The 16,683-nt window shown below is 63.5% G+C and carries 17 protein-coding genes and 1 riboswitch; of the genes, 7 read left to right on the top strand and 10 right to left on the bottom strand.

Annotated features, from left to right (window positions below; all coding sequences use genetic code 11):
- Window positions 1-40: 40 nt before the first annotated feature.
- Window positions 41-691: a TetR/AcrR family transcriptional regulator gene (locus tag AC1DVN_RS00290; RefSeq protein ID WP_092763021.1), complete on the top strand. Its 651-nt coding sequence runs from the start codon at window positions 41-43 to the stop codon at window positions 689-691.
- A gap of 425 nt (window positions 692-1,116) precedes the next feature.
- On the opposite strand, the gene AC1DVN_RS00285 is transcribed toward AC1DVN_RS00290, so the two are convergent.
- A complete protein-coding gene (locus AC1DVN_RS00285; protein ID WP_019744941.1) occupies window positions 1,117-1,242 on the bottom strand; it encodes a hypothetical protein in 126 nt (41 codons plus the stop codon).
- Between the two features lie 87 nt (window positions 1,243-1,329).
- Window positions 1,330-3,654: a helicase-associated domain-containing protein gene (locus AC1DVN_RS00280; RefSeq protein ID WP_020908802.1), complete on the bottom strand. Its 2,325-nt coding sequence runs from the start codon at window positions 3,652-3,654 to the stop codon at window positions 1,330-1,332.
- 60 nt (window positions 3,655-3,714) lie between these two features.
- On the opposite strand from AC1DVN_RS00280, the gene AC1DVN_RS00275 reads away from it, so the two are divergent.
- Entirely contained in the window at window positions 3,715-3,903 is a 189-nt protein-coding gene (locus AC1DVN_RS00275) for a hypothetical protein (RefSeq protein WP_019744939.1), read from the top strand.
- 83 nt (window positions 3,904-3,986) lie between these two features.
- Here AC1DVN_RS00275 and AC1DVN_RS00270 read toward each other — a convergent pair whose 3' ends face one another.
- A complete protein-coding gene (locus AC1DVN_RS00270; RefSeq protein ID WP_019744938.1) occupies window positions 3,987-4,550 on the bottom strand; it encodes a transglycosylase family protein in 564 nt (187 codons plus the stop codon).
- A gap of 8 nt (window positions 4,551-4,558) precedes the next feature.
- Window positions 4,559-4,768: riboswitch (cyclic di-AMP (ydaO/yuaA leader) on the bottom strand.
- A gap of 394 nt (window positions 4,769-5,162) precedes the next feature.
- On the opposite strand from AC1DVN_RS00270, the gene AC1DVN_RS00265 reads away from it, so the two are divergent.
- Window positions 5,163-6,560, top strand: coding sequence for a YncE family protein (locus AC1DVN_RS00265; RefSeq protein ID WP_279217685.1), 1,398 nt, complete (start codon window positions 5,163-5,165; stop codon window positions 6,558-6,560).
- A 121-nt stretch (window positions 6,561-6,681) separates the two neighbouring features.
- On the opposite strand, the gene AC1DVN_RS00260 is transcribed toward AC1DVN_RS00265, so the two are convergent.
- Together AC1DVN_RS00260 and AC1DVN_RS00255 are read right to left on the bottom strand one after the other, a co-directional pair.
- Window positions 6,682-7,071, bottom strand: a complete 390-nt coding sequence (locus AC1DVN_RS00260; RefSeq protein ID WP_003939919.1) for a YccF domain-containing protein — start codon at window positions 7,069-7,071, stop codon at window positions 6,682-6,684.
- 33 nt (window positions 7,072-7,104) lie between these two features.
- Window positions 7,105-7,332, bottom strand: coding sequence for a hypothetical protein (locus AC1DVN_RS00255; RefSeq protein WP_003940194.1), 228 nt, complete (start codon window positions 7,330-7,332; stop codon window positions 7,105-7,107).
- Window positions 7,333-7,547: 215 nt separating this feature from the next.
- Between AC1DVN_RS00255 and AC1DVN_RS00250 the strand changes: the two genes are divergently transcribed.
- A complete protein-coding gene (locus AC1DVN_RS00250; RefSeq protein WP_007733502.1) occupies window positions 7,548-7,961 on the top strand; it encodes a cold-shock protein in 414 nt (137 codons plus the stop codon).
- A gap of 88 nt (window positions 7,962-8,049) precedes the next feature.
- Here the strand turns inward: AC1DVN_RS00250 and AC1DVN_RS00245 are convergent, their stop codons facing one another.
- From AC1DVN_RS00245 to AC1DVN_RS00235, 3 genes are all read right to left on the bottom strand, one after another.
- Entirely contained in the window at window positions 8,050-8,517 is a 468-nt protein-coding gene (locus AC1DVN_RS00245; RefSeq protein ID WP_225989529.1) for a DUF2771 domain-containing protein, read from the bottom strand.
- Between the two features lie 26 nt (window positions 8,518-8,543).
- Window positions 8,544-10,238: an MFS transporter gene (locus AC1DVN_RS00240; RefSeq protein WP_477993076.1), complete on the bottom strand. Its 1,695-nt coding sequence runs from the start codon at window positions 10,236-10,238 to the stop codon at window positions 8,544-8,546.
- Window positions 10,239-10,307: 69 nt separating this feature from the next.
- The gene (locus AC1DVN_RS00235; protein ID WP_153211771.1) at window positions 10,308-11,138 is read right to left on the bottom strand and encodes a glutaminyl-peptide cyclotransferase; all 831 of its coding nucleotides are present in this window, start codon (window positions 11,136-11,138) and stop codon (window positions 10,308-10,310) included.
- 38 nt (window positions 11,139-11,176) lie between these two features.
- Between AC1DVN_RS00235 and AC1DVN_RS00230 the strand changes: the two genes are divergently transcribed.
- The 3 genes from AC1DVN_RS00230 to AC1DVN_RS00220 all read left to right on the top strand — a co-directional run bounded on the left by AC1DVN_RS00230 (window position 11,177) and on the right by AC1DVN_RS00220 (window position 15,297).
- Window positions 11,177-11,998 (top strand): DUF3027 domain-containing protein, encoded by an 822-nt coding sequence (locus AC1DVN_RS00230; protein ID WP_019744932.1) that lies wholly within the window; start codon window positions 11,177-11,179, stop codon window positions 11,996-11,998.
- 68 nt (window positions 11,999-12,066) lie between these two features.
- Window positions 12,067-14,739 carry a sacsin N-terminal ATP-binding-like domain-containing protein gene (locus AC1DVN_RS00225; RefSeq protein WP_477993074.1) on the top strand — a complete coding sequence of 891 codons (2,673 nt, stop codon included), beginning with the start codon at window positions 12,067-12,069 and terminating at the stop codon, window positions 14,737-14,739.
- A 6-nt stretch (window positions 14,740-14,745) separates the two neighbouring features.
- Window positions 14,746-15,297: a phosphatase PAP2 family protein gene (locus AC1DVN_RS00220; protein WP_020908797.1), complete on the top strand. Its 552-nt coding sequence runs from the start codon at window positions 14,746-14,748 to the stop codon at window positions 15,295-15,297.
- Here AC1DVN_RS00220 and AC1DVN_RS00215 read toward each other — a convergent pair.
- Window positions 15,287-16,327 carry an iron-siderophore ABC transporter substrate-binding protein gene (locus AC1DVN_RS00215; protein ID WP_052740959.1) on the bottom strand — a complete coding sequence of 347 codons (1,041 nt, stop codon included), beginning with the start codon at window positions 16,325-16,327 and terminating at the stop codon, window positions 15,287-15,289. The genes AC1DVN_RS00220 and AC1DVN_RS00215 overlap by 11 nt on opposite strands.
- Window positions 16,328-16,417: 90 nt before the next feature.
- Window positions 16,418-16,675 carry a DUF2530 domain-containing protein gene (locus tag AC1DVN_RS00210; protein ID WP_019744928.1) on the bottom strand — a complete coding sequence of 86 codons (258 nt, stop codon included), beginning with the start codon at window positions 16,673-16,675 and terminating at the stop codon, window positions 16,418-16,420.
- Between the last annotated feature and the right edge of the window lie 8 nt (window positions 16,676-16,683).

The following is a 16,683-nucleotide window of genomic DNA, read 5'->3' as shown; positions in this document are numbered from 1 at the left end:
CTTCGGAGAAGTTCGGCGAGCCTGTGCGAAGCTCGTTCGTATGACCGACTCCCGGCAGAACCGTCAAGGCGACGTGACACGTCTGCGTTTGCTCAAGACTGCTGAACGGCTTTTCGCGACAGAGGGATTGGATGCAGTTTCGCTGCGCGCGGTCAACGCGGCGGCCGGTCTCGGACCGTCGTCCGTCCACTACCATTTCGGCACCAAGGAGGATCTGGTCGCCGCGGTGCTGTTGGACATGGGAACGTCGGTGCGAGATCAGATCAGCGCGAACGTGGACGCCCTAGCCGCCGACAAGGAGCCGCCGACGGTCGAAGCGTTGGTGCGGGCCGTCACGGCGCCATACAAGACACTGCTTCTTCGCCATCGCACGCGGGGAATGCGATGGATCAGAATTGTCACGCAGATTTCGCAGCCGCAGATGTCACGACCGGGCCATCCAGCCCTCGAGGCGACCGAGCTGCACCTTCGTGATCATCTTCTCGACCAGGTCCGTCGTACCTTTCCTGCTACCGATCCCGAAAGGCTCGAGACTCGCTGGGCGGTTGCCTTGATGGGCTTCCTCCAGGCGTTGAGCCGGGCGGACGATTGGAGCGGAAGCAGCAAGCCGCTCGCGCCGGAGCGACTTGCCGACTTCTACGAGGACCAGGTCGTCTTTCTGGTGGGTGGAGTGCGACAGTTATTGGGATGAGCGCCTAATTGATGCGCCTCCTATTTCTGTGCGACCACTGACTTCCGCATTTCCATTACATGAGTAATAGCTTCGGAAATTCCGGATCTATAACCGATATTCTTTTCGGAATCACCCGGAGTGGAATCAAGCTCCGATTCGAGTCTCGTTTGAATACGGTCCAGGGTGTGGATTGTTCTTTTCACGATGGTTGATTCTCTTTCTGCGGTAAATCCGAAAGAAGTATTCCGGATTGCCGAGCGTGTTCGTCGAGGACACACAGTGATGCCAGGGTCATGCCCGCTGCGTAGCCGCGCGAGCGTGCATCAGTTCCTCGACTACGTGACTTGAACAGGTTGAATGTTTCGTGCAGGTGCACGAGGGTGTCGGTGGAGGCAGGCATTGGTCAGCTTCGCAGTCAGCTCGTCTTCCTCTGGACTGTGCTGTCAGCTCCGCTTCCGCTTACGAATGAACTCGGAAGACTCCGTAGTTTTCGCCCGCTTTTCCGCGCGGCGTTCCTTGATCGACTGAGCGGGTTTCTTCATGTTCTTTCCCGGCGCCTTGTCAGCCATTGTCGCTCCTCATTTTTCGAAGTGGCAATCACAAACTGACCTCGACCATACTTCATTTACAGAAAAAAGCCAGTTGCTTCTTTTCTGCTACTTTTTTCCGGAGTCGACGGGGCTGACGGAAGTAATGCGGTGCAACGTGAAACGGCGTACGGCACCACTTGCCGGGTCGAAGGCGTCCAGCTGTCCGCCACCCACGCTGACGGGGTCGACGATGCGATGAGTCGCTACCCCCTGAGCGTCGACATAGCCGATGTTGACGCTCGAATTGTCCCGGGCCGCTGTGGCCAGTAACGCGATGGTGGCGGCATTGTTCTCCCTCGAACCGTCCGTCCGGACACCACCACGGCCCGGGGCGGAAGCGCGGTCACCTGCTCGCATCGTCCGTACCAACGACGCCAATTGATCCGCCGACGGGCTCGCGGGCATTCGCGACGCCGGTCGGCTGCGACGGTTCGGTACACGCGCCCCGCGTGGGCGGAGATCGACCAACGTGCCCGAGGAGTCCTCACCTGCCGGCGCGAATCCGGCTGCGCGCAGCTCGGCCAGGACCTCGCGCAGTGGGGCCTGCGAAATCGCGACTGTGGGAGCCAAGGCGCGCAATGCCAGGGGCTCCGCCACCGCCGAAGCGAGGACCTCCGCCAGCAGTGACGCGTCCTCACATCGAATGAACGACGCCGCCACTCCGGCACGCAGTCGCCCGTGTCGACGGGCGACATCGTCGATCAGATACGAAAGTGATTGGGGAACAGGCGTCTTCGATTTCGAGGCGAACATCGCATGCAGTTCGGTGGCCGTCAGACCGGCGTCGAGCGCACGACGCACGCTGTCCTCGCTGATGCGGTACATGGACGCCGATCCTGCCGACTCGATGTCCGCGACCAGGCTCACCTGCTCGAGCAGGTCCGGTACGAGCGGGCCGGGCGCAACCAGAGTCAGATCTGCCTGGACCAGGATGTAGTCGATGGGCTCGGGTAGCGCGGACTGCATTTCGGCTTCGGCGTCCCCGCCGTGCAGCAAAGCTCGTCCAGGTGACGACAACGCGCCGCGGGCCACCAGCCCGAGGGCCGCGGCCTCGTCCAGAGTCCGCTCGATTGCGAACGTCCGTAGGCGCCCGCTCCATCGCGGGCGTCGCCACGCCAGTAGTCGACTTACCTCGACGGCCGATGCAGTCTGGCCACTGTCGAGTTCGGAGAGTAGCCCCAGAATGGCCTGGCGATCGCGCGGAGCCGCCGGGGCCCGGCCTTCCTCGGACAGCGCCGCGATGGGCTTGTCGGTGGAATCCCTCAGCCCGATCATCCACGGAACTCGCGGTACGTCGACCCAGGCGGACGCCAGCACCTCCCACCGACGAGCTGTGGACGCGTTGAGCCAGCCGTCGACGGCGAGTGTGGGCGTCCAGTATTCGTCCGCGTTGTCCGAGACCGGCGCCGGGTCGGGCGTTCCACTGGCGATGAGTCCGGCTGCCGAGAGCAATTCGACGAGCAGGCTCACTCGCGCTTCGTCGAGATCGGCCGTCTTGGCCACGCGTCGTAGTTCTCGAACACCGAGTCCACCTGCTCGCAGTGCTGGGGCCGGTGCTGCGCCCAGAACAGCGATCACGCTCTCGCATTGGCGTACCAACTCGAGCGCCTCGCCGGCCGCTGCGGCGTTCACGTCCGCGGGTTTGAGTTTGTCGCCCCCGATGACGGGTGCGGTCAGCGTCGTCGGATCGAAAACCGGCTCGCCGCGGATGACCTGACGAACCGTCGCCGGAAGCTCGACGGTCTGCTCGTCGAGCCACCGCAGCAGGCCGGCCGCCAGCAGTCGCTGAACCGGGCGCTCAGGCGGCGTTCCGGGGGCGGCGTCGCGGGTGCGACCGATCGGGCTGGAGTTGGCGAGAGTCTCGAGGAGATCCCGCTCGCGGGTGTCCAGAGCGTCGAGGGCTGCCGAGATCTCGGTCTCGGTCATCGCCTCGGCAGGTTCGAGGGCTCGCCCCACACGCCACGGAATCATCCCGATGACTGCCGGGACGACGCTGATGGGATCGACACCCCAGACGAGGGCGGACTCACGCATCTTCGACAGTGACTTGTCGACGGCCTTCTTGGTGACCTTGCCCTTGCCGGTCAGGGCGCGTTCGGCGATTGCACTGTTGAGCTCCGCCCGCGTCATCGGAGTTTCCTCGGCGCCGGCCAGTGCCAACAATTCGAGAAGACCGAAATCCAGGGTGTCGAGTTCGTCCGCCGCTCGGCTGACCGACGCGCGTTGCTGCGCCCGACCACTGAGAACCACCATCGTGCTCGGCGGCGGTACGGCCAGATCGGGGCGCAGACGCAGCAACTCCGTCAACTCGGCGTCACTGCGCGCCGAGAGCCAATCGGTCAGACTTTCGGCTGCGGAACTGCCCGCCGGGGTGCCACGTGTTTCGGTCATCAGGTATCAGATTAGAGACCTGGTCTGTACGGCGTAACGGCGTCCTGTCAAAATGACTTCGTGGCCAACAATTCGAAGCAACACTATGTAGATCCAGGATGGCCGGAAACTGCAGACGGAGATCACGCAGTGACCGAATTGTCATCGACCCGCGCAGGTGGACTTTCACCCTTCGGCGAGGACACCACCTTTCCGGTTCCGGTGGAGTCACTTCCTTACGTACACCCGCACACCGTCATCAACCGATAACAACTCGACACGAAGAAGGCCCGCMCCGATTCGGTGCGGGCCTTCTTGATGTTCGAGCGTCCGAGCGGACAGTCTTACCGGTGTTACTTGAGGAACGTCTTCGCGGTGTCGGCGACTGCGAGGATCTGCGGGTCGACCGGGATGCCGTTGGCCTTGGCGAACGCGATTGCCTGATCGATGGCGTCAGCGACCGGGTGTGCAACGGTCTGAGCGACCTGCTGTGCCGGAGCCGGAGCTGCCTGAGGAGCCGTGGTGGCCGGAGCGGAACGCTCGGTGGCGCCGCTGCTCAGTCCGAGGCTGGAGGAGCAGGACGGCCATGCGCCCCAACCCTGGTTTGCGAGAACACGCTCGGCAACAACGATCTGCTGCTCGCGGGTGGCCTGGTTTGCGGTGGCTGCGTACTGTCCGCCGCCGTGTGCGTTCCACGTGCTGGGGGAGAACTGCAGTCCGCCCTGGTAACCGTTGCCGGTGTTGATGGCCCAGTTTCCGCCGGCCTCACACTGGGCGAGACGATCCCAGTCGGAGTCGGGGGCAGCGCTTGCGGTTCCGGTGGCTGCAATTCCTGCTACGCCCATGATGGCGCCGGTGACGGCGACCTTGGCGACAGTGCGACCGGTGGTGGTGGGCTTGCGATGGCGTCCGCTCATGATGGTCGAAATCCTCTCCACACGCGCCTGCGAGGTCAGCTGTCGGGTTCGGGCTGAGAGGTCGCCCGGCCTCGCCTTTCCTGGCTGGAAAGGGTCTGGCTTCACCCCAAGATTCGGTCTTGCGATCGAACCGGTGTCCACTGGAGAACTTTTCTGTTCTCACAGAGGACTTTGGGTCCCCCGTCCTCGTCCCTGGAATGCTCTGTCGGAAGTCCGGTACCCGCGGGACAAGGCTTGGCGCGGCGGGCCGGAGGTGGCCGAGTTTCCCGGCCGAAAACGACGGTAACGGCTCGAGTCTCTCGTGTCACCATTTGATAACGCGGCGTGGCGAAGGACGTACAACGCGTCACACAAAGCGCAGGAGACTCTTCCCAGGTAGGTGGGGGTGCCTGAGTGAATGTCCGGTTGTGTCCGTTCCGTTATCCATCCGTAATGTGAGCAAGGTCACACGTTATGTGGAAATGGAATTCCGGCCGAGTGAGAGGTGTGCCGATCCAGGTCGAAGATGTGTCCTGTGTCTCAACATCGAGATTGAAACTTAGGTTAGGTTTGCCTGACTTGACCCGAATGGGCAGGGTTCGCAGAGTCTTCCAAAGAAGTAGGGCACCCCTCATGAAACTGCAATACCGTCGGCGTGCGGTCACCGCGTCACTCGCCGTCGCCGCTGCTGCTGTCGGCCTGGCCGTCACTGCTCCCGCTGCACACGCCTCACCCGAGGATCCGACACACGGTGTTGTCGGAAGCTATTCCGCAACCCAGCCCGGTGACATCGTCGTCGACTCGGCAACCCACCGCGGATACATCACGCAGTACGGCGGACCGACCAGCTCGTTGTCCGTCGTCGACACGAAGACCGGCAAGTCCGTCGGCACCATCGACGGTGTCGTCGGTTACCCGTCGGCACTTGCCGTGGACTCGGACCTCGGACGCGCATACGTGTCCTCCTCCTACGGCGGCGCGATCTCGATTGTCGACACGAAGACCGGCAAGGTCGAAAAGACGGTCACGCTGAGCGAGAAGAACCCCGACGGCTCGCGGCCGCAGATCAACGATGTCGTCGTCGACCCCACAACACACCGCGCGTACTTCTCGGACTACAAGTCCGGCAACATCCGAGTCGTCGACCCCAACGCCGCCGACGCCGTGTCGAGCATTCTGGTCGACAAGTCGGCAACGCCGACCAAGCTCGCCTTCGACAGTGTCCGCGGCGTCCTCTACATCGCGGACACCAACTTCTTCGACGAGAATTACGGCCGCACGCTGTGGCAGGCGGACGTACGCAAGGGCGGAGCACTCAAGTCGATCGTGCGTGCCGACAACCTCTACCCGGTCGACGTCGATGTCGACACGAACACCGGCAACATCTACATGACCGACACCCGGGCAACCAACCTGTGGGCGATCACCCCGGCCGGCGCGGTTCTGTCGAAGACCACGCTGTCTCCGACCGCGATTCCCAACGGCGTGGTCGTCGACGCTGCTGCAGGCATTGCATATGTCGCGGACGTCATGAACGGACACCTGTGGTCGGTCGATCTGACGACCCGCGCCACCACCGCTCTGACCGATACCAAGGTTCCGGCACTGGAGAAGGTCAAAAACCTCGCGCTCGACACCTCGACCGGCGCCATCGCGTCGACGACCAACGGGGGCAAGGTGACCGTCGTTGCTGCGTACCCGCTACCCGCGACCGTCGAACTGCCTGCCGCTCAGGTCGGTAAGGCGTATTCGCACAAGCTCACTGCCGCTGATACCCGGGCAGCCTTTGCGCTCACCAACGGCACTCTGCCCGGCGGACTGTCCCTCGCACAGGACGGCACCATCTCGGGAACCCCCACGGCCGTCGGCAGCGTCACCGTCGAGATCACTGCGAAGAGCGTGCTTTCGCGCGCTTCGAGTGTGACCATCGTGGTCTCCGAGGGTCCGGTCGGCCCCGTTGATCCGGGCAACCCGGGAACGGGTACCGGTTCGCTCGGTAACCTCCCCGGACTCGGTAGCCTCGGCCGCTGATCCGACCTGATACGAGAGAACCCGACCACAGCACCTGCAGTGGTCGGGTTCTTCTGTCTCCGGGCCCGCTTACGCGTAATTCACCCGGTCCACGGCTATGCGTAATTGACGCGGTCCACGGCTATGCGTAATTGACGCGGTCCACGTCGACGATCTCCTTGCCGAGCGGCATCAGCGAGATCGGAATCATCTTCAGGTTCGCGACCGCGAGCGGAATTCCGATGATCGTGATCGCCATCGCGACGGCGGTGACGATGTGTCCGATCGCCAACCAGATACCCGCGATGATCACCCAGATGACATTGCCGATCATCGAACCGACACCAGCGGTCGGCTTGTCGACGACGGTCTTACCGAACGGCCACAGTGCGTAGATGCCGATGCGGAATGCCGCGATTCCGAAGGGAATCGTGATGATGAGGATGCAGCAGATGATGCCTGCGGCGAAGTAACCCAACGCCAGCCAGAAGCCGCCGAACACCAGCCAGATCACGTTCAGGAGGATTCTCATGGTCAGTGACCTTTCGGTTGGAGGCGGGAGTGATCAGCGCACTCGTCGACCGGATCTGAGCGTGTAGACGATGGCCAGAAGGAAGCCGATCGGGCACGCGAGTGCCACCAGGTACAACGCTAGGCCGGGCGGGGTGTCGCTGAAGATGTGGACTGCGAAGATGGCCACGATCGCCAGGAATCCGACGATGAACAGTGCCATCGCCGTACGGAACAGACCGTTTCCGGTGCCGGAAGTGCGCGGGTTCGGTTGAGGGTCCACACCTACGAGGATAGTGCCTGTAAACCTGGGTGCCGACCCGGGTTCGTCACAGGTAGACTGTTAACAGACTGCGCGCCCCGCTGAAGCAAGTGTGGGGCGCGTTCTTTTGCATTCTTCCACCGGAAGCGATGCGAGCAAGGCCATGAGGCTCTTCCGAGAGCCTCCCGAGCACATTGGGGCAGATGCCCCAGTCGAGTGATGAGCAGGTGAACGCGGTGCCGACCGGCAAGGTGAAGTGGTACGACGTCGAAAAGGGTTTCGGCTTTCTGTCGCAGGAAGAGGGCGAGGACGTCTACGTCCGTGCTTCCGCTCTCCCCGAGGGCGTCGAAGGCTTGAAGGCCGGCCAGCGCGTCGAGTTCGGCATGGCTGCGGGCCGCCGCGGTCCGCAGGCGCTGAGCCTGAAGGTGCTGGAGCCGGCGCCGTCGTTGCGGGGTGCTACGGCGACGCGTCGTGAGCCCGTCGAGCGTAAGCACACCCCTGACCAGCTGCACGGCATGGTCGAGGACATGATCACGTTGCTCGAGGCGAAGGTCCAGCCGGATCTGCGCAACGGCAAGTACCCGGACCGCAAGACCGCTCAGCGGATCTCCGAGGTCGTCCGAGCCGTCGCTCGCGAGCTCGATACCTGATCGCTCGATTCGAGCTGCGGTACACGGCTTCGAAACAAAATGCCCTGCACACCAATCGGTGTGCAGGGCATTTTCGATGTTCCGGGGATCAGGCGGTTTTGATCGACCAGATCAGTAGTCCCTGTTCGCTTCCCTCACCGACGGCGAGGTGGATTTCGACGCCGACGAGTTGCTTGACGGGATCGCTCGAAGATTCGACCGTCACTGCCAGGGCCTCGCCGGGCTCGAAGACTCGGGGTTCGCCGGTCTGGTTGCCGTCGGCATCCTCGTAGACCGCCAGCAGGGCCCACTGCGCATCGGAGACGTCCGTCGACAACGACAGCTGCAGCGGGTAGCCCGCGGGAACGTCGAGGGCATAGATGTCGCCCACCTGGGCGCACTGGGACAGATCGATGGTGCAGAACCCGGCAGGGTTCGTCTCGATCGTCTTGCCGTGTGCGTATGCAGTGATGACCGGCAGCTTTTCGGGGTCGTCGTTGATGTTCTTGATGATCACGAAAAGAACGGAGACGTAAGCAACTAGTGCCACCACCATCAGGACACTGATCGCTGCCACGATCTTCTTTGTTCTCGAGCGCATCATCACTGCGGAGTACTTCCTTGTCCTCGGTTGGATTTACCGGTGTAAATCACTTCGGTCACTTCTTGTTCGGCCAGATCGGGTCGCTTCCCGCCTAGGCCGGGCAGGAGGCTGCTTCCTCGGTAGCTCAGGAAGGTCTGTAGAAGCCCGATCGTCAGGAACACCGATACAACAGTGAACCCGATCCAGTATTCGGTCGGAAGCAGAACCCCCAATGCGCCGCCGAGTACCCAGCTCAACTGCAGAACCGTCTCGGATCTGCCGAATCCGGACGCGATCGATTCCTCGGGCAGGTCGTGCTGGAGTGACGCGTCGAGTGAGACCTTGGCGAGTGCGCTGGCGGCGGAGGCTACGAGTGTGGCCAGCGCAGCGGTCATCAGGTTGTCCGTCAGCGCTGCGATCACCGCGATGATCCAGACCGACGCAGTGCACCGGAGCACGATCAGTGCGGGCCGGCCGAGCTTGAGGCGCGCACCCGTGGCATTTCCGGCGAAGTTTCCCAGACCGGCCGCTGCGCCGACCAGGCCGAGCATCATGGCTTGCTGGAGCGGCTCGTGATCGGTGCGTGATTTGGCGACGAACGCGATGTAGAGCGTCAGGAAGCCGGTGAGCACGCGAATGGTGCCGTTGCCCCAGAGTCCGATGATCACGGCGCGTCCGAGAGGCTGTCGGACCTTGGCCGGTTTCGCGTTCGGCTGTGGTGGGGCGCTGCCGGCGTGGTGCGCCTCGTCCGGGTGGTAGGTGATGGTCGCGGGAACCTCACCCTCGGTGACTTCGACCCACGACGGGATTCGCATGCTCAGATATGCGCCGAAGACGGTGACGGCGACGGCGAACCACAAGGCTCCGGTGGAACCGAAAGCGAGCGCGAGCGCACCCGCGACGGCGCCGGCGCCGATCGTTCCGCCGATCAACCCGAAGACCGTCAGACGCGAATTGACGCGCACCAGGTCTATTTCCGGTGGTAGGACGCGTGGTGTCACCGCACTCTTGAGTACCGAGAACGATTTACTGAGCACCATCATGCCGAGCGCGGCCGGATAGAGGATCCAACTGTCGAAGTTGAAGACCAGGATCACTGCGAGGAGTGTCCGGATTCCGAACGACGACGCGAGTGCGATGCGGCGGCCGCGCTGCAACCGGTCGAGCATCGGACCGATGAGCGGTGCGATGACCGCGAACGGTGCGATCGTGATCAGGAGATAGAGCGCGACCTTGGTCTTGTCCTCACCCGTCGCAGCCGAGAAGAACAGCGTGTTCGCAAGGGCGACGGAGATCGCGGCGTCGGTGGCGTTGTTCGTCATCACTGCGTAGGTGAGAGCGGTCAGACCGGACTTGTCCGCGCCGTCGGCCTTCGCTGCGCGCTGGAAGGTCGCGATGCCCTTGTTCGTCAGTTCGCGGCTGCGCATCGCTGCGACGCGGGTGACGGTGAGCTTGCGGGGCATCGGGGGAGCCTTGGGGGCGTCCGCACCCGGTGCCTTCGAACCGGACGCAGAATCCGAGTCTTCCCGTGATTCGGGGATCGGGTGCAGCGGCGGCAAAGGCGTGCGACGCGCAGCGGGGCGAGCCGAAGGCGGGTAGTTGTCCGGGCGGGCCGCGGGTGGGTAATTGTCGTAACCGGGGTGCACCTGTTGCCCCTCCGGCTCGTCGTGGATTCGCCGAGTTTCGGGGTCGTAGGGTTCGCGCGGTCCGGTCACCACTCAATTCTGTCCTAGTGTCGGCGCGGCTACCACGCACACCCCTGCGAGTCCTGTGTCATGTCGGACTCAGTTAACAAAACGGACTTCGAACATCTGCGGCCAATACTTGCCGGTGAGCAGGAATCGATCGGTACCGGGAATCTGCGCGATGCCGTTGAGAACGTCGACGGTGCTGGTCGATCCATCCGTGACGAGTTCTTCGCGTAGCGCCGATGCGTCGTACACGTTCGTGACGGTGCCGTCCGACGGGTCGATTCGGACGACGGTGTCGGTGGTCCAGACATTGGCGTAGACGGAGCCGTCTTCGGCGCATTCCAGTTCGTTCAATTTGCCGACGGACTCCGAAGATCTGGTGACGTCGACTGTCGAGATCGGCGCAAAGGTTTCGGGATCGCGAAAGGTCAACGTGGCCGAACCGTCGCTGGAGACCAGCCGATCCCCGAGCGAACAGATTCCCCATCCCTCGGTGTCGAGTGGGAACCGCCCACGTTCGGTCAAGGTGTCCTTGTCACGGGCGATGGCGACGCCGTCTTTCCAGGTGAGTTGCCACAGTGTGTCTCCGGCGACCGTGATGCCCTCACCGAACAACGGCGGGTCGAGATCTGCACGCGCAACTTCCGGTCCCGAAGCGGGGGACTGCTCGTCGGAGATCTCGCTCGAGCGCACCCAGGACTGCCCGACGCGTCCGGTGCTTTCGTACAACCGGTTTCCGTCGATCTCGAGGCCCTGCGTGAACGCGTCGGGATCGTGCGCGGACACTCGAACGATCTCGACGGAGCCGGTTTCGGACGTGAGGTTGTCGGGAGCACCGGGGGAATCGGAGCACCCCGCCAGGGCTGACGCGATCACGGCGACCACTGCAAAAGTGCGCACGGAATTGGCGTGTGACCTACTCATCTGCCCAGCATGGCAGCCCAGTGCGTTGCGGACTTGCGGTGGTGCGGCAAACTGGAGGAGTGAGTGTTGCTACTTCTCCAGAGCGTGCAGTGCCGCGCCCAGTACTGGCCGATGCGGTCGAGCTTGCCCGAACGGCAGTCGTCGACCTGCATGAAGGCGGTGTGGGGGCATACCTCGGCGTGACGTCGGAGGACGAATTTGCCGCCACCCATCGATTTGCAGCAGACATTCCCGGATACCGCGGTTGGCAGTGGGCGGTTGTCGTCGCTGCCGGACCGGAGGACACCCGCGCAACTGTCAGTGAGTTGGCGCTGCTGCCGGGTCCCGACGCGTTGGTTGCGCCGGAATGGCTGCCATGGGATCAGCGGATTCGTCCCGGCGATCTCTCCGTCGGTGACCTACTCGCCCCGCCGGCCGAGGATCCTCGGCTCGTTCCCGGCTACGTCGCCACCGGTGACCCGGAAGTCGACGAGGTAGCTCTCGAAATCGGGCTAGGCCGCAAACAGGTCATGAGCCTCGAGGGCCGACTCGATGCCGCGCAGCGTTGGTTCGACGGTGACTTCGGCCCGGAGTCGGAGATGGCCAAGGCTGCCCCGTCGACGTGTGGGCTGTGTGGATTCTTCCTTCCACTGGCAGGTTCGCTGCACGCAGCGTTCGGCGTGTGCGGCAACGAACTCTCCGCAGACGGCCGGGTGGTCAGCGTGTCCTACGGCTGTGGCGCGCATTCGGACACCAGCTTGCCGCTCGGTGCGGGCTCGCCGCAGTTCGACGCATTCGACGACGGAGCAGTCGAGCTGATTGCGGTGCCCGCTCGCCCGTCGAGCGTTGTTGCAGTTGAGGATTCGGTATCCACCGAGTAGAAGATCCGTTCGGCACGGACGCACTCCGCGAGGCGACGCTGCGCGCGTGGTCGGAATCTCCGACGCGATTGCGTGAAGACGCGGCTGCGGAATCCGACCTCGCGAAGGCCGGGTACCGCGACCGTCTGCTCACCGAACTGGCGCAGAACGCTGCCGATGCGGCTGCACGCGGGGGCCTCGAGGGCTCTTTGTGGGTGGACGTGGACGGTCGGACGCTGACCGTCGCGAACAGCGGCCGTCCGCTGGACGAATCCGGTGTTCACGCACTCACGGCGCTTCGTGCGTCGAACAAGGTCGACGCCGACGAAGGCGTGACGGGGCGGTTCGGAGTCGGATTCTCGGCAGTTCTCTCGGTCAGTGACGAGGTTGAACTGCGCTCGTCGGCGGGATCGATTCGATTCTCTGCCTCGCAAACTCTGCGCGAGATCGACTCTCGCGAACTCCCCGTGCCGGAAACCGGTGTCCCCGTACTTCGTTTGGTGTGGCCGTCTGGCGAATTGCCGAGCGACGGTGCTGATTCGGAAGTGGTGCTGACGCTTCGGCCGGACGTCGATGCCGCGGCGCTGCTTTCGCAGATGACACGTGAGGCAGTCGACCTGCTTCTCGAACTCCCGGCTCTCGGATCAATTCGTCTGGGTGAGAAGACTTTTCGGCGATCGGAACGAGTGCTGGATTCCGGTCTCGTCGAGGTGGTCATCGGAGATCGCACGTGGTGGCAGTACTCGGCGCCGAACGCACGGTGGTTGGTGCCGGTCCGCGACGGGGTCGTCGAGCCGGTCGCAGACGACGTGCTGCGGGCCCCGACCCGATCCGACGAGGAACTGTCGATCCCGGCGATCATCATTGCCGACATTGCAATGCAACCCGATCGGCGACGCCTCATGCCCGCTGCACCGATCGCTCCGCTTGCCGAGGGGTACGCGAAGTTCCTTGCTGCACTACCTCCTCGGCAGCGAACGGCACTCGTCCCGATTCCTGCCTTTGCCCGCAGCGAAACCGATTCGCTTCTGCGCGAAGCACTTCTGAAGGAGCTCCAGGAAAACGAGTGGCTTCCGGTGGTCGGTGAACCCGACCGCGCGCCGCAGCGAGCATCCGTGGTGCCCGGGCTCAGTGATGACCTTGCCGAGTTGCTCACCGACATCATCGGCGGCCTGGTTGTCCCCGAGCTCTCCGGCCCCAAGCACGAGCGAGCACTCGCGGCGGTGTCGACGCACCGCATCGGGCTCGCGCGCATCGCCGAACTGCTCAGCGGCTTGGAACGTGAACCGAAGTGGTGGAATCGACTCTATTCGGCTCTCGAGCCCTTGGTGATCGACACGCTTGCGGTGGAAGAGCTTGGAACACTGCCGGTTCCGCTCTCCGACGGACGAACGGTGACCGGACCGCGGACCGTCGTCGTCGGCGTCGAACTGGGCGAAGACGCACCGTCTGTGCAGTGGACGAGGTTGGTTCATCCTGTCGCGGCGCACCCGTTGCTGTCTCGATTGGGAGCACAGACCGCGAGTGCCACCGACCTGCTGTCCGATCCGGCACTGCGAGCCTTGATCGAAGATGCTGCGGATCAGGATGATTCGGTAGCGACGGAGTTGGCGCAAGTGGTGCTCGGATTGGCGGCCCACGTGGCGCCAGGGGCGCTGCCGTCGTGGATCGGTGAAGTGCTGCTTCCTGATTCGGAGGGCGAATTGCGGTCCGCCGACCAACTTCTGCTTCCGGGAGCTCCCCTTGCAAGCGTCCTGGTCGAGGATTCTCCCTTCGGCATCGTCGACGCTGATTTTGTTCAGCGGGTGGGGGAGCAGGCGCTACGGGTAGTCGGTGTCGGGTGGGGTTTCACGGTGGTCCGTGAGGAATTGCCGTCCGGCCCCGATCACGATCTCGACGCCGAAGACGCATGGTGGGACACCCTCGACGAGGACCCCGAATACATCGAAGCCGTGCGCGATCTCGATCTCGTGGACGAAGACCGCTGGCCGCAGGCGCTGTCGCTGCTGGTCGAGTCGCCGGCGACGCGGGCGCTGCTCACCGACCGTCGTGGATACACGGCGTGGTGGTTGCGTTCGAATGCCGAACTCGGCGGTGAGGTGCTTGGCTTGCTGCGCGCTCCGGGCGATCGCACCTTCGAGGGATTGCTCGATGCTGCCGAACACCCCGACGCCGGATTCTTCTCCGGATTACTGGCATCGGATACCGTCGACGATCCGGAACTGGCTCAGCTGCTGCTCGATCGGCTTGCCGACCCACTACGGATGCCGGCCTCCGCCGTCGTCGCGCGGACGCACCGACTGCTGGGTGAGGCAGCGCAGCGACGGGTTCTCGACCTGGAGGAACTGCACCTGCCGCCGTTCGTGCGAGGCCTTTCCGGCGATCTGGTCGATCCCGGCGACGCCCTTGTTCTCGACCGACCGTGGCTGGGAGCGGCACTGCCTGCACAACGAGTGGTGCTCGGCAATTTCGAGACAGCTGACGCACTGGCAGATCTGCTCGACGTCGCTACGGCGTCCACATCCGTTCACGGACGAGTGAGCAGCACCGGCGTTGTGACGACGTGGGCGAACGAACCACAGGCAGTTCTCGGCTTCGCAGCCCTCGGCCGTGAGGTTCCCGGCGGCGAGGTAGTGATCCATCACGAACTGTCGGTGGAACTGACAGGAGCGGTGGAGGCGACAGTGACCGTGCCGTGGTGGGTGGACTCGGACGGCGTTCATCACGTGATGCGCACGTGGACTCTGCCGCAAGGGATGTGAGGGCAGATGTCTTTTGATCAGTGGGTACTCGACAGTGCAGTGAGCCAGCGGACGGCGTGGCTCGTGGACGTGGTCGACGTCATCACCGACAGCGGCGGAACCCTCGCGTCGTGGCTGATCGCGACGCTGCTCACGATCGTGCTTCTGGTTCGGGGGCTCCGAACGGAAGCTCTGCTGATCGCCGGATCGATGTTGACCGGTCTGCTCGTGATGAGCGGATTGAAGCGCATCTTCACACGAACCCGTCCACCCCTGCCGGAGCGTTTGATCGAAATCGATTCGTATTCGTTCCCGTCGGGCCACGCGATGATGAGCGCGATACTCGCGACTTCGGTTGCCGCAGTGATTCTTCGGCTTGCTTTGCCGAGGCTCGCGAAGATGGCAATGCTCGCGAGCCTCGGCCTGTACACGATCGCTGTCGGATTCTCCCGCGTCTACCTGGCTGCCCATTGGATGACCGATGTGCTGGCAGGTTGGGCGTTCGGGATGGTGTGGGCCGGAGTGTGGATCTGGGGAACTGCGCAGATCAGGAAGCGCCGGGCGCTGGTTACTTCGTGAGTTCGGCGAGTAGTTGGCTTGTCGCCCACGGCAAGCTCAGTGCTGAACTCGCGGTCAGGGCCGCACCGACCTGCGGGGCCTGATCGTCGTTGACGTAGACGACGCGATTGTTCTTGACCACGTCGAGTTGCTGGAAGCCCGGATTGTTTCGGACCGCCTGGGCGGCATCGGGATTGCCGATGACAACGAGACGGTCCACGTCGAGGAGATCTAGTCGCTCGGTGGAGATGGGCGCGTAGAACTCACCGTTCATCAATGCCTCGACCGCGGGAGCAGGTTTGAATCCGAGACTGCCGAGGACCCGTCCGCGGGCGTCCTCGGAGGAGAAGGCGTAGAACTCCGGGGTCGTGTCGACGCTGATGATCACCGCGGTCTGGTCTGCAAATTCCGGGTGAGCGCTTCTGGCGTCGGCGAACTGCTTGTCGATATCGGCGACCAACTTCGCGCCGTCGGCCTCGCGACCCACTGCCTTCGCTGCGGTCTTCGTCGTGATCTGCCACGGAGTTGCGTAGTCGCCGTAGGCCGGATCCTTCGCGACGGTCGGGGCGATCGCGGAAAGTGTGCTGTACAGGTCTTTGTCGATGCTCGAGTAGAGCGCGAGGATCAAGTCGGGCTCGAGCGCAGCGATCTTTTCGACGCTGATCGTGGTTTCGGGATTGCTGCCGACGACGGTCGGTTCGGTTCCGCCCCAAGGGCCGGTGACCCACGGCCACGTGCGGTTGACGTCCGGCTCGCCCGGGTACTGATTGACCATTCCGACGGGCTTGATGCCCAAGGCCAGCAGAGCCTGCTCGTCGTTGTAACCGACAGTGACGATCCGTTGTGGTTCGGAATCGATCGTGGTGCTGCCGAAAGCGTGATCGATCGTGACGGGGAAGGCGCCGCCACCGGAACTCGACGAACTACTTGCTGCGTCGTCGTTCGAACCGCAGGAGACGAGTGCTGTGCCGACCAGGGCGACCAGAGCAACGGGTGTCAGTCTCGTCCAACGTCCTCGGCTTTTCCAACGATTTCGGTGGGAGATCTTCACGGTTACGTGGTTCCTTTCAGCATTGACAAGCTAAGACCGACACTAGAGTGCAGGGTAGGCTTACCATACTGGCAGGGTGAATCGACCTGCTCAGTCGACCAGACCGGCGCCCTGTTGTGCGCCCTTGTCACCGCGCACAGCTGCGCGTCGTTGAATGGAGAACAGAGCGAGGCCGAGGAAGCCGACTCCGATACCCGCGTAACAGATCGGGAGTGCATCCGACCAACGATCGCCGCTCACCGCGACCACGATCGTGGCGACCACCCACAACGCGGTGCCGATGATCAGTGCCGGCGCGGGTGCGGACAATTTGCCGATCAGGCTGGTTGTGTTGCGAGTCTCCGTCACAAAATTAA

The sequence above is a fragment of the Rhodococcus sp. P4_E4 genome (assembly GCF_056401575.1).
Note: the sequence above shows the minus strand (reverse complement) of the source record. Positions and strands in the feature narration are given on the sequence as shown.

What these genes read in the sequence shown, in the direction of transcription:
- AC1DVN_RS00290 (WP_092763021.1), top strand. Translation starts at nt 41, where the DNA reads ATGACCGACTCCCGGCAGAACCGTCAAGGCGACGTGACACGTCTGCGT.
- AC1DVN_RS00285 (WP_019744941.1), bottom strand. Translation starts at nt 1,242, where the DNA reads ATGGCTGACAAGGCGCCGGGAAAGAACATGAAGAAACCCGCTCAGTCG.
- AC1DVN_RS00280 (WP_020908802.1), bottom strand. Translation starts at nt 3,654, where the DNA reads ATGACCGAAACACGTGGCACCCCGGCGGGCAGTTCCGCAGCCGAAAGT.
- AC1DVN_RS00270 (WP_019744938.1), bottom strand. Translation starts at nt 4,550, where the DNA reads ATGAGCGGACGCCATCGCAAGCCCACCACCACCGGTCGCACTGTCGCC.
- AC1DVN_RS00265 (WP_279217685.1), top strand. Translation starts at nt 5,163, where the DNA reads ATGAAACTGCAATACCGTCGGCGTGCGGTCACCGCGTCACTCGCCGTC.
- AC1DVN_RS00260 (WP_003939919.1), bottom strand. Translation starts at nt 7,071, where the DNA reads ATGAGAATCCTCCTGAACGTGATCTGGCTGGTGTTCGGCGGCTTCTGG.
- AC1DVN_RS00235 (WP_153211771.1), bottom strand. Translation starts at nt 11,138, where the DNA reads ATGAGTAGGTCACACGCCAATTCCGTGCGCACTTTTGCAGTGGTCGCC.
- AC1DVN_RS00220 (WP_020908797.1), top strand. Translation starts at nt 14,746, where the DNA reads ATGTCTTTTGATCAGTGGGTACTCGACAGTGCAGTGAGCCAGCGGACG.